We start from the raw sequence: 13,184 nt of genomic DNA, 5'->3' as shown, positions 1-13,184 counted from the left end.
ATTTAATAAAAGACTCTACGCGTTTTTTATTAGTTAAACGTTCACGTAGTCACGCCATACATGAATGGGATTCCACCCGAGCAATTGCTTGGCTTTATCACTATTTAATAGTGACTCAAATCCATCAATTGAACCTCTTATTTCTGTTCTTGGAAAGCGGTTTTTCATAAGATCGCGACTTTTAATATCCATACTTGTTTCATCAGCGGCCAGGTTAAGAGCTACTGCACCTAGACCATCAACTTCAATAGCTTTGACGCATGCTGTTGCTGCATCTCTTGTATCGATGTAACTCCAAAGAATGCGATCTCTTTGTGTAGGATCATGGATAAACGAAGGAAAATTAGCATACATCTCAGGTGAAATCACATTACCTAAGCGGAAGGAAACAACTTGCATGCCAGATCGACGATTTATCGCTTCTGCCGTTTGTTCGTTTACAATTTTAGACAACCCGTAACTGTCTTCTGGCAACTGTGGGTGATCTTCATCCATTGGCACATACTTAGGCTCAAGCGGATTTTTGGCAAAACAAATTCCATACGAAGATTCACTGGAAGCCAGAACAACTTTTTTAATACCTAATCCTTCCGCGGCTTCAAGGATGTTGTAAGTAGACATCACGTTATTTTCAAATGTACGTTCGTTTGAAAATATGTATGCTTGAGGAATAGCAGCTAAGTGAACAACTGCATCTGCTCCCTGTAAAACACCATAAACTTCCCCCAGATCAGTTAAATCTGTTGTTACAGTCTGACATAAGGGCTCTTCTGGTTTTTTAAAATCCGAGTTAATAACCTCGTACCCTTGTTCAAGAAATTCCTTTACAACCCAACGACCTAGTAGACCGCTTCCACCTGTGACAACTACTTTTTTCATATATAACACTCCTTGTTTAATATAAGAATCCTACACTTATGTTCATTTAACTCTATCATTAAGCAAGTATTGAATTGCTATCCTATTAAATTAACAATTCATATGCGGGGATGATGGATCTAGCTGCATAAATTCAATTTTATTCCCATCAGGATCTTTTACCCAGCATTGATAGTTATGGTCTTTTCCTCTTTGTGGTTCAACATCTAATGTGATGCCTTGTTGTATTAAATGATCGGCAATTTCGTGAATATCATGAACTTCAAGGCAAAGATGATCCACTCCAATTGCATGATCAATACTTTCTGGTTTTCGAAGCCCACCGTAAAACAACTCAATAAATTGTCCAGGAGCAACTTTGATGTACTCTATCCAAGGATTATTTTGATCATCCTTAATCTCGAAAGCCCTTTCAAAACCAAGTACTTCACAATAGAATTTCAAAGATCTATCCATGTCTTTAACAGTTAACGCTAAATGACCGATTCCTTTGATCATAAATTCGCCTCCTTTTAATACCTGCATCTATTAGTGTATAGAATTATTAGCCTTAATGGTAGTGAAGTGATTTAAATTATCTAATATAAATGAAGAATGTGTGGCTAAAAAGAGATATAAAACAACAGATATTAAATTTGCAGTGAAAAGGTATACAGAAATATAATTAGAAGTAGAGTATACTTCTAAAGGAATAGAGAAACAGAAAGAAATACTAGAAACGAAGAGGGCTAGCATAAAGACAAGGCTCTCGCACTATCGTGGTCGTTTCATTTATTTAGAGAATTTATAAAATTGACAGCTATCTTCACACCGCAAGCATCAAGGGAAACCCACCCTTGATACTTAAAAGATGGCGGTGGAAGATAACGCTGTATTTAATAAAAGACGCGATACGCGTTTTTCTTAGAGATAAAACGGAGGATTTTTATGAACAGAATTTTAGTGGTCGATGATGATGCACATATTCGAAAATTGATGAGGTTATATCTTGAAAATAGTAATTTCTTTGTATTAGAAGCATATGACGGACAAGAAGCTTTGGATCTTTTATCTCATGAGAAAATAGACCTGGCAATCGTTGATGTGATGATGCCTCGTATTGACGGCATCGAGCTCACAGAAGATATTCGATCCTTTCTAACGATCCCGATTCTGATGGTAACTGCAAAAGGGGAATCGCAGGATAAAGTCAGGGGATTTAGCGCCGGGACGGATGATTACTTGGTGAAACCCTTTGACCCAGTGGAGCTAATTCTGAGAGTGAAAGCTTTATTAAAGAGATCAAATTCGATAGCAAATAATGGTATTAAGGTAGGTTCAGCTACGATAGATATTGAGAAATTAACTGTCCAGTCTCCCGAGGGAACAGTGTCATTAAAAAGGAAGGAATGTGAACTGCTCTCAGAACTGGCAAGTTCACTAGGGAAAATATTTACACGTGCTCAATTAATTGAAAAAATTTGGGGATATGATTACGAAGGTGATGATCGAACCGTTGACGTTCACATCAAACGCCTAAGGAAAAACTTAGGACCAATTACAGATGTTAAAATTACGACTGTAAGAGGGTTAGGATACCGGTTGGAGGAAATATAATTGATTACAAAAAGTCTCTACATACGAACTATCATTACGTTTATTAGTGTCGTGATTATAAGCATTCTAACATCCTACTCTATCACTTCCTTGTTTGTAAATGAAGAAGTTATTTTTGATGAGGAAGTCACTAAAATTGCCACCGGTGTAGCTCAGCTTATTGAAATAACGGAACCAGAAAGTATTCCCGAATTGATAGAAACATTAGGGGAGTTTAATTTTGATTTAATGTTAGTCAATGAAGACGGGGTCACTTATTCGCCAACGGATTTTTCTTTTACAGTGGATCAGGAAACGCAAGAGACTTTTTTGAATTCTGAGAGGCCACCAGCCATACTCCCATATATAAAAAAAGAAGCAACGAGAACAGTAGGCATTCCAATTGAGATCTCAAATGAGCAACATGCCATGTTTATTCATATGAATTATGAAGAAGAGGTTAACGGGTTCAGAAAAATTATCGTTGGCACTTTATTCTTGGTGCTGTTTATCGGGAGCCTGTTATTTTTATTTGCTTCCCGATATTTCGTTAATCCGATAAAGAAGTTAACGAATGCGGCAAAGGAAATGGCAACAGGCAATCTCTCGGTTCGATTAAAGAGTAAGAACAAAGATGAAATAGGTGAATTAATTACAAGCTTCAATTATATGGCATCTGAATTAGAGAAAATTGATAAAATGAGGGATGATTTTGTAAGTAATGTCTCTCATGAAATTCAATCCCCGCTGACTTCTATTAAAGGTTTTACGAAGGCTATCCGGGATGAGGTTGTGCCGGTCAAAAATCAAAAAGAATATTTGGATATTATTTATCAAGAAACCGATCGTTTATCCAGATTAAGTGAAAATTTATTACAGCTTGCTTCACTCGATTCTGAATACCATCCATTTCATCCTGTTACATTCAAACTCGATGAGCAAATTAGAAGATCAGTTCTTACGACAGAGCCTCTTTGGAAAAAGAAAGATATTCAAATTCATCTCGACTTGGGCCGAAAAGAAGTGACGGGTGATGAAGATTTATTTGAACAAGTATGGGTAAATCTATTAACAAACGCCATTAAATACTCTTCTCAACATAGTATTATTACGATTTCCATGACGGAGAAAGAGAGCGAGACAAAAGTATCTATCACTGACAAAGGAAAGGGAATTCCTAAGGAAGAAATTCCATACCTTTTTGACAGGTTTTATAAGGTAGATAAAGCGAGAACAAGTGTGGAAGGGAATGGCTTAGGATTAGCTATTGTAAAAAGAATTCTATCGATTAACCATTGTTCGATAGATGTAGAGAGTAAGGAAGGTAGAGGATCCACATTTACGGTGACGATTCCAACAAGTGGATAATAGGTTTTAATGACGACTGCTAAACTCTACTAGGGGAAGCAGTCTATTTTTTTTAGTTTCTGAGTGATTGTTTGTTTGAAGGGTAATTCATGCATTTCTAAAAAAATTTCTTTGTTCATATTCAGTTCATATTGACATGTTATCTTTATTTAGTAGCTAAAGTGTTTACTAACTTAACTATAGGGTGGGGTGTTAGTGGAGAGGCAAAAAATAATAAAGGAATTAGAAGATGTTGTTTTGGATATCACCCTTTTCTTAAGGCATGAAATTGGCAACGAGGTTGATTGTGAACTAGGGAAAAGTGTAATGAACCTATCTTATAATCAACAAATGATTTTGTTTTTAATTGAGAAAAAAGATATTAAGCACGTAAAAGATCTAGCTAGTTATCTTTCGATCTCTCCAAGTGCAGTGAGTCAAATTATTGCCAAGTTTGAACAACAAGACATAGTGATACGGGAAATCCAGCTTTCGAATCGCCGAACAACATTAATCAAGATAGGTCCAAAAGGAAGAGATATATTGAACGAAATGGATGCAATTAAGTCCAATGTTTTTGTTAAGTACTTATCAAAAATGGAGGAAGAAGATTTACTTAGTTTTAAAAAAAGCTTCCATAAATTTTTAAATATCATTGTAGAACACAAGGAGGAACATGAGTGAATATCACCAAGTTTTCGATTAAAAGACCAGTCTTTACTATTGTAACAATGATTTTGTTTTTACTGCTGGGAGCAATCTCGCTAACGAATATTCCGTTGAAATTAATGCCGGATATTGATCCCCCGATAGGCGCTGTTGTGACGAGTTACCCCGATGCGGGACCTGAGGAAGTGTTAGATAAAGTTTCTCGCCCGTTGGAAACAAGTTTGGCAACTGTACCTGGTTTAAATAATATTAGTTCCATATCAATGGAAGGTTCTTCTATGACGATTTTGGAATTTTCATGGGCCACGTCGATGGACGATGTGGAAAATGATATAAGAAGCTCAATGAGCCAAGCAGTATTACCATCTGATGCGGGGTCACCAACTTTCTTGAAATTTGATCCGTCTCAGTTACCAATTATTCAACTTTCATTGACTTCACTTGGTGAGGAAGGTGAGTTTGATGAATTAGCAAATGATTTAAGTATGGAGTTATCGAAGTTAGATGGGATAGCTTCTATCGATATGACAGGACAAGAGGTTGATGAAATTCAAGTACAGCTGGATCAGGAAGCATTAGAGGAATTTGGTCTTGATCAATCGAATGTTGTGCAAATGATTCAAGCGCATAATGTAACGTCTCCTGGAGGAATCGTTGAAAGTGGCGACCTGCAATATACGACTCGAGTGCTATTTGAAATGACTAGTACAGAAGATATTGAAAACATTGTCCTCACTGTGGATGCAGAAACAGGAGATGATGTAACCGTAGCTGATGTTGCTTCTGTCGATTTATTAGCAGAAAGCTCAGGAGCAATTACGAGAACAAATCAAGAATCAGCCATTATGATGAGTGTTCAACAGCAATCAGATGGCAACATGGCAGAAATCTCTTCGCAATTTAATGAGGAGTTAGAGTTACTATTAGAAGATGAAAAATATAGTGATCTTGAAGTAGCAATGCTTTTTGATCAGGGTGACTACGTGGAAGAAGCGATTTCCAGTGTGTCTTCTGCATTAATTCTAGGTGGATTATTTGCGGTCTTAGTACTCTTTGCATTTTTAAGAAGCGTCAAGACACCATTGATCGTAGGACTTGCTATTCCATTCTCAGTGATTGTAACCTTTGTGCTATTGTACTTCGCTGACATGTCATTAAATATTATGACATTAGGTGGTCTGGCATTAGGAATTGGTATGCTTGTAGACAACTCAATTGTTGTTATTGAAAACATATACAGGCACTTATCTATGAGAAAAGACCCTAAAAAAGCTGCATTTGAGGGTACGAAAGAAGTCGGTGGTGCAATTACAGCATCTACATTGACGACAATTTCTGTTTTCCTACCTGTTATATTTATTTCAGGAATAGTTGGAAATATTTTCATGGAATTTGCACTTACTGTATCCTTTAGTTTACTAGCATCACTACTAGTAGCATTAACAGTAGTTCCGATGTTGGCTAGCAAGTTTTTGAAAACTCCGACTGAAAATATCGAACAAAAGCGTCAAGACAGTAAGTTTATCAAAACTGTCGGCAGTTCGGTGAAATGGGCTTTAAAGCATCGCTTAGGAGTAATGGGAATAACATTCTTACTTTTAGTTGCCGGAGCATTTGGTGTTTCGCAAGTAGGAGTCGAGTTTATTCCAGCAACAGATGAAGGGTATTTCGAAATTGGTGTTGAAATGGAGAATGGTACACCTCTTGAAGAGACATCTGCTTCAGTTGAAAATATTGAGAATACTTTAGACGAAGAAGATGATATTTTACACTATATGAGTACTGTTGGATCCGGTGGTGGTGAAGCTGCGATATTGGGAGGTTCCAGTTCGAATGAAGCTTCCATATTCATTACGATGGAAGCTTTAGAGGACAGAGACATATCAACAGCGGATTTTGCCGATTCGATCCGCAGAGATGTAGAACGAGCAGCACCGGATGCGGAAGTATCTGTTGAACAGCAGTCGTTAATGGGAAGTGCACCAAATACGATTTCGTTTAACGTGTTAGACTCTGATCCAACTCGTTTAGAGGAAGAGTCGAACAAAATACTTGCAGAATTTCAAGATATGAGTGAATTTAATGAAGTTACAAGTGATTTAACAGATACTGTCACGGAAATTCAATTTAATGTTGATGATGCAGCCGCGAGAGAAAATGGTTTTGTACCAGCTCAAATTGCTCAAATGTTAAATGAGAAAATGAATGGTGCAACTGCCACACAAATTGTGACAGAATCAGATGATATTTATGAAGTACACGTTAGGTATGCAGGAGAATTCACTTCGAACATTGAGGACGTAGAAAATTTATTGCTCCGAAATGATGCAGGAGAGTATGTGGCTCTTAATGAAGTGGTTGATGTAGAAGAAGGAGAAGGGCCGATTACGATTAACAGGATTAATCAACAGGCTTCTGTCCAGTTTACACTTAAATACGGAAATGAATATAATCTCGGCGAAATGTCGGAGTTGGCAGAGACGACAATTGATGACCTTGACATTCCTACGGAAACTTCTGTAGATTTCACAGGTGATCAGGAATTAGTGGAAGATGCGATGAGTGACCTGACATTAGCTCTGTTACTGGCTCTTGTGTTTGTCTATTTAGTGCTTGCAGCGCAATTTGAGTCATTTAAATATCCACTTGTCATTATGTTTAGTGTCCCATTAGTAATTATAGGTGTGGCTCTAGGGTTGACATTAACCTTAACCCCATTAAGTGTCATGGCATTTATAGGGCTGATTGTATTGGCTGGAATCGTTGTAAACAATGCGATTGTGTTAGTCGATTACATGAATAAACTGAAAGAATCTGGAATGCGCAGTTACGATGCAATGGTTGAGGCAGTGAAAGATCGTGCTCGTCCGATTCTAATGACATCCATTACTACAATTCTTGGACTTGTGCCTTTAGCTTTAGGACTTGGAGAAGGTTCAGAAATTCAACAGCCAATGGCAATAACAGTCATCGGTGGTTTAATTAGCTCAACTTTCTTAACATTGTTATTTATTCCGGTTGTATACAGTTTCTTTGATAAAGAGACTCGAAACTTGAATAAAAAGTATGTCACTCCTGATGGTCAATTAATTCCAGCATATTTAATTGATGACAGAAGTAATAAACAAAAAGAATTAGAACAACAAAAATATGCTTTACCGTCAGAAAGTTATCTAGAAGAAGAACAAGATGTGTCTGATTACTATCGAGAATTACCTGAGAAAGAATATGACTATGATGTAGAAGAGCAAAATATAGAGATAGAGTTAGACGAAGAAGAGAAAGAACCATTATTAAACGAGGAACAAGAAACGCAACAACCTCGTAACAAGAAAGATGATAGTAGAAGAGAAGAGTTACTAGAGTTACTAGATTTACTAGAAGGTGTCATTGAAAGAGAACGAAGAAAGAAGGATGAAGAATAGGATAGGACAAAGATAATAGCTGAAAAGGCAATGGAGAGAAATCTCCATTGCCTTTTTTTGATGCCTAGGCACGTGTGCATATAGGGTTAAAGTTCTGAGTCAAGAAGGCGAGAGGTCAGGAGTTAGTACTCCTACTCGATTGTTTAATGATCTAGTTTTTAACTACTTGAGGCTTGGCAGCACTCTTAGTAAAGAACTGAGGGAGATGCTCTTTATGAGCTTCAAGCATTTCATCTAAAATAACTTTGGCTACAGTGTCGGAAGGAACGAGTGGATTAATTGTCATGGCAAGAAGGGCTTTATCGTAGTCTCCTGAAACTGCTGCTTCTGCAGCTACTCTCTCAAAAGACTTTATTTGCTGAACAAGTCCTCGAACAGATACTGGAAGATCACCAATAGCAATTGGCTTCGGACCATTTTTTGTAATAATAGAACTTATTTCAACGGCAGAATCATTGGGAATACTTCCGATTGCTCCTCTGTTCAATGTATTGACAGGTTGAACGTCTCCGCGGTCATTATAGATCGAGTCAATTAGATTGCAGGCAGCATCGCTATAGTATGCGCCACCTCGTTGTTCAAGTTGCTCTGGCTTTTTGCTTAAGTTAACATCTTTATAAAGTTCAAATAGCTCGGTTTCAAGCTTTTGTACAACTTCAGCTCTCGTTCCTTTTTCACTCGCATCTTTTGTCTCTTCTGCAAGCATTTCATCTGTTTTATAGTAATAACGGTGGTAAGGGCATGGGAGGATGTTAAGAGCTTTTAAAAATCCTGGTTCCCAGCCTAAATCAGAGATGTTTTGCATTGTAATAGATGAGTCTCCTGAAGTTATTTTCTCAATAACCGTTTCTGTGACAATTTTTCCATCTAAATAAATATTGAGACCATAGATCATATGATTCAAGCCAGCAAAATCGACCTGTACTCTTTCAGGCTCAACGTCTAATGCTTTTGCAATACCCATTTTCATACCGACGGGCACGTTGCATAAACCAACAACCTTTTTCCAGTTTGAGTGGCGGAAGATCGCTTTTGTAACCATACCTGCAGGATTGGTAAAGTTTATTAACCAAGCATCTGGGCAATGTATTTCCATATCCTTGACGATATCTAAAATAACAGGAATTGTACGTAATCCTTTGAAAAGACCACCTGGTCCATTTGTTTCTTGTCCGATGACACCATGTTTTAAAGGAATACGCTCATCTTTTGCACGAGCTTGAAGCAAGCCGACACGGAACTGAGTAGTAACAAAGTCGGCATCTTTCAAAGCTTCTTGTCTGTTTAGTGTTAAATGAATCTCCATAGGAACGCCGGCTTCTTTAACCATACGTTTCGCGAGAGCACCTACGATGTTTAACTTTTCTTCCCCTTCAGGTATATCTACAAGCCAAAGCTCACGAACAGGAAGTGAGTCATATCGCTTAATAAATCCTTCAATAAGTTCTGGAGTATAACTGGATCCTCCGCCAATAGTTACAATTTTAACGCTGTTTTTTTCAGTCATTTTAAAAACCCCTTTTTTTTATAATTAACTTTTCTATCATAAGTACAAAATCATTTGTATAATAGACAATGATCGGAAAGAATACGTGTATAAAGGACGTTGCCTGTTATGTTTACTACGAAACAACTTGCAAGATTTTCTGAATTAGATGCCCAGTTGTATCAATTTATTTTGGCGAATAGTGAAAAGGTCACGTTTATGAGAATACGTGAACTGGCTGAAGCTACTCACGTTTCCCCTACGACGATTTTGCGATTCTGTAGAAAACTTGACTGTGATGGGTTTTCTGAATTTAAAACGAAGTTGAAGATATATTTATCGAAGAAGGAAACGAACTTTATTCATAACACCTATGAGACGATGAATGAATTTCTTGAGCGTACATTGAAAACAGATTACCAAAGCCAGATTCAGGATATTGCAAATCTTATTGCTAAATCTGAACACTTAATTTTTCTTGGAACAGGTAGTTCAGGGATACTGGCAGAATACGGGGCACGGTATTTTTCGAGTTTAGAGAAATTCTCACTCGCAATCAATGACCCATTCTTTCCAGTGCATGGAAAATACATGAAAAATAGTATTGTAATTGTGTTATCGGTTTCTGGAGAGACACCTCATATTATTTCACAGCTTCACCGACTACGTGAGGAGGGAGCGGTGATCGTTAGTATAACGAATACGAAAACGTGTACTGTCGCACAATTGTCTGATTACCCTCTTCCGTATTATATAAATACTGAGTTCATTGAAAAAGCGAATATTACAACGCAACTACCTGTTCTTTATTTAATTGAAACCTTAGGGAAAGCAACATACGAATCCTTGCATAAGGTATAATCATGAACTACTCTTTTTTAAGATATTTTTGGCGGTAAAAAGCGAAGGCACCAACTAATCCAGCATATTCTTAAAGTAACAAGTATCTGCTTCGACATGAAGCACTTGATCAATCTAATGAAGGTGTCGTTCTAATTCACCGCTATTATCAAAAGCCAAATAACTATTCATTCTCCTGACACTCACCTCCTTGAAAATACTTTTGTATTGATATCATTTGCATCGCTTAAAAGTGAATAAGATACTAAGGAAAACAATATTAATGGTGTGATTTCTTTGTGATACCTTTAGTATTTCTTATTTGCAGAAATCGGTAAAGGGGTATGTGATGTTTAGTTAAAAAAGGGAGGAAAAGAAACGTGTTCCTAAATAGGAACGCGTTGTTTCATCGCTTGCTCTCAAACAAATAGGTTGTCCAAAAAGGTTCAAAAAACCTTTTTGGACAACCTATAACATTATCCCGCATAAATACTCTGTTCGGATTTAAAGAGTATACTCAATCTCATACTTACTCATTATTTCCGTCATCCATGCACTGTATTGTGTGCTAAATTGCTCTTCCAATAAAGCAGCATAAACATCGTCTTTAACATCGTTGTATTCGACTGTTTTTTCTTCCACATAATCTGTCATCTTAATGATATGAAAACCAAATTCGGTTTCAACTGGCTCGCTGATATCGCCTGTTTCCATTTGAAACGCAACATCATCAAATTCCGTTACCATGGCGCCTCTCGCAAAGTAACCAAGTTCTCCACCGGAATCTGCGTTAGATGTATCTGTTGAATATTCAGCTGCTAGCTCACTAAAGTCTTCTCCATCCTCAATTTTTTTTGCAACTTCTCCCGCCGTTTCTAAATCTTCTACTAGAATATGACTTGCTTGTACTTGTTCTTGCACATCAAACAGTGTCCGGTTTTCTTCAAAATAAGTTTCGAGTTCCTCATCGGTAAAATCAACCCATTCAGCAACTAGCTTTTCACTTTTTAAATATTGACTAATTTCTTCTTCGAACGAATCCATCGATAATCCGCTAGTTTCAAGTATTGTCGCGAATGCTTCTTCGCCACCATATTGATCGATGTAAGTAGTTAGTTCCGTTTCAATTTCCTCGTCAGTAACAATTACTTCATTTGCATCTGCCTCTTTTTCGATGAGACGACTTGTGACCAACGTTTCTGCAGCTTGGGTACCATAAGAATCCATTAAGAACTCCGTCAGTTCATCTTTCGTAATCTTTTCCCCGTCTACTGAAGCTACGACGTTTTGTTGATTCATAAAAACTAGCAAAGATCCAATGGTGATAATGAGTAGCAATGAACCTAAACCAAGTAACTTTTTATTTGTTGACGACATCTCAAAACTCCTTTTTAATAGTACTTTATTTTTATATTAGGCTGTTTTCAAAAGCTTTGTTGATTATATGGAATCCACGAAGAAGCTAAGGGCGAAGACTTCAGAGTACCTTTGGAAAGCTCCACCCGTGCAAATTCGAGAAATGACTTCTAGTTAATTTTTATCTCATCATCAACCTGATTACTCGTTAAGGTGAGCTGGACCGTTTGCTCTGTTTGATCGCGGAGGACAGTAATACTAATTTCATCCCCTATCGAATACGCACTATACAAATTTTTTCTTAAATCAGCAGAGTTTGTTATAGCTTCGCCTTCAATGGAAAGAATGATATCTTCTACTTCAAGACCCGCTGTTTGAGCTGCAGAACCCTCTTCGACTGCGGTAATTAATACGCCCTCTTCCACTTCGAGCCCACGTTCTTCTATATAAAATGGAGGAATTTCAGCTACATCAGTTAAACCAATTCCTAAGTAAGGGCGAGCGATCGAACCGTTTGCGATTAACTCTTCGACAATTGGCTGCACTTCATCACTAGGTATAGCAAAACCTAAACCTTCTATGCCGCTGTCGGTTATTTTCAAGCTATTTATGCCGATCAACTCACCTGTACTATTAATAAGTGCTCCACCACTGTTGCCTGGATTAATGGCTGCATCCGTTTGAACTACTGATAAATCCCATGACCCTGCGGATGTATCAATTTCAAGCGAACGATCGATCGCACTGATAATTCCTTGTGTGACTGTTTTAGAAAGTTCCAACCCTAGTGGATTTCCGATAGCTAATACTTCTTCGCCAACTCGTAACGCAGAAGAATCACCGAACTTCATGGCAATGTCATCTTCAGAGGATTCGACTTGAACAACACTTAAATCGGTTAAAGTGTCAGAACCAACCACTTCGCCAATTCTCGTCTCACCATTTTCTAGAGAAACTTCAATCTCATTGGCGCCTTCCGTAACATGGTTATTCGTAACAATGTATGTGTAATCTTCGTTTGTATCGATAATGACACCGGAACCAGTTCCGGCTGCTACGCCTTCTTCCGACTGCGCTGTTTGACCAGTAGGTGTTTGCCAAGATTCTTGCTGGATATTAACGATTCCTACGATTGACTTTGAAGCACTTTCGATGACATCTTCAATTATCAAAGCGTCTCCTGACATACTAGATAGTTCTGTTGCTTCTAATGACTGTTCTGCTGTTTCATTGGTGGAATCCGGGTTTTCTTCTGCCGTAACAGGGCCGACAATCTCCGTTTGAAACAAAATTAACACTGCTATAGTTGCTCCAATAAAACCACTTCCTGTAGGGAAAATATAGGTACGAAGCCATCCAGCTGATTTTTGTTTTTTCTCAGGGACTACTAAGGTCTCAATCGTTTCCCTCTCTGACGGATTTGATTTTTCCGTTTCTTCATCTTTATACTCATCATAGTTACTCATATATAAAATCCCCTTTCTTTTTTCAAATGCATTTCTTAACTGATTCTAATAATAGACTTCGATTATGTCGGCTAGATGTCGGAAATCTCAAAAAGTGTGAAAAAGTAATTTTCCATTTTTACTAAAAGACTCTGTTAAAAA

General features: G+C 37.6%; 10 protein-coding genes. 5 read left to right on the top strand and 5 right to left on the bottom strand.

The window, feature by feature from the left end:
• Positions 1-33: 33 nt before the first annotated feature.
• Positions 34-879, bottom strand: coding sequence for an NAD-dependent epimerase/dehydratase family protein (locus ACHABW_RS04950; protein ID WP_435754325.1), 846 nt, complete (start codon positions 877-879; stop codon positions 34-36).
• Between the two features lie 90 nt (positions 880-969).
• A complete protein-coding gene (locus ACHABW_RS04945; RefSeq protein WP_435754324.1) occupies positions 970-1,377 on the bottom strand; it encodes a VOC family protein in 408 nt (135 codons plus the stop codon).
• A gap of 429 nt (positions 1,378-1,806) precedes the next feature.
• Here ACHABW_RS04945 and ACHABW_RS04940 point away from each other — a divergent pair, with 429 nt between their 5' ends.
• From ACHABW_RS04940 to ACHABW_RS04925, 4 genes are all read left to right on the top strand, one after another.
• Entirely contained in the window at positions 1,807-2,475 is a 669-nt protein-coding gene (locus ACHABW_RS04940) for a response regulator transcription factor (RefSeq protein WP_435754323.1), read from the top strand.
• Positions 2,476-3,822 (top strand): sensor histidine kinase, encoded by a 1,347-nt coding sequence (locus ACHABW_RS04935; protein ID WP_435754322.1) that lies wholly within the window; start codon positions 2,476-2,478, stop codon positions 3,820-3,822.
• A 195-nt stretch (positions 3,823-4,017) separates the two neighbouring features.
• The gene (locus ACHABW_RS04930; protein WP_435754321.1) at positions 4,018-4,485 is read left to right on the top strand and encodes a MarR family transcriptional regulator; all 468 of its coding nucleotides are present in this window, start codon (positions 4,018-4,020) and stop codon (positions 4,483-4,485) included.
• Positions 4,482-7,895 (top strand): efflux RND transporter permease subunit, encoded by a 3,414-nt coding sequence (locus ACHABW_RS04925; RefSeq protein WP_435754320.1) that lies wholly within the window; start codon positions 4,482-4,484, stop codon positions 7,893-7,895. The genes ACHABW_RS04930 and ACHABW_RS04925 overlap by 4 nt, the downstream gene beginning before the upstream one ends.
• Before the next feature lie 151 nt (positions 7,896-8,046).
• Here ACHABW_RS04925 and ACHABW_RS04920 read toward each other — a convergent pair whose 3' ends face one another.
• Positions 8,047-9,402, bottom strand: coding sequence for a 6-phospho-beta-glucosidase (locus ACHABW_RS04920; RefSeq protein WP_435754319.1), 1,356 nt, complete (start codon positions 9,400-9,402; stop codon positions 8,047-8,049).
• A gap of 108 nt (positions 9,403-9,510) precedes the next feature.
• Between ACHABW_RS04920 and ACHABW_RS04915 the strand changes: the two genes are divergently transcribed.
• Positions 9,511-10,242, top strand: coding sequence for a MurR/RpiR family transcriptional regulator (locus ACHABW_RS04915; protein ID WP_435754318.1), 732 nt, complete (start codon positions 9,511-9,513; stop codon positions 10,240-10,242).
• 483 nt (positions 10,243-10,725) lie between these two features.
• On the opposite strand, the gene ACHABW_RS04910 is transcribed toward ACHABW_RS04915, so the two are convergent.
• Both ACHABW_RS04910 and ACHABW_RS04905 read right to left on the bottom strand, forming a co-directional pair.
• On the bottom strand, positions 10,726-11,598 hold the full coding sequence (locus ACHABW_RS04910) for a peptidylprolyl isomerase (protein WP_435754317.1): 873 nt from the start codon (positions 11,596-11,598) through the stop codon (positions 10,726-10,728).
• Between the two features lie 149 nt (positions 11,599-11,747).
• A complete protein-coding gene (locus ACHABW_RS04905; RefSeq protein WP_435754316.1) occupies positions 11,748-13,043 on the bottom strand; it encodes a S1C family serine protease in 1,296 nt (431 codons plus the stop codon).
• Positions 13,044-13,184 lie beyond the last annotated feature (141 nt).

The organism is Salipaludibacillus sp. CF4.18 (assembly GCF_051262595.1).
Lineage (GTDB): Bacteria > Bacillota > Bacilli > Bacillales > Salisediminibacteriaceae > Salipaludibacillus > Salipaludibacillus neizhouensis.
This window is presented reverse-complemented; position numbering and strand designations above follow the sequence as displayed.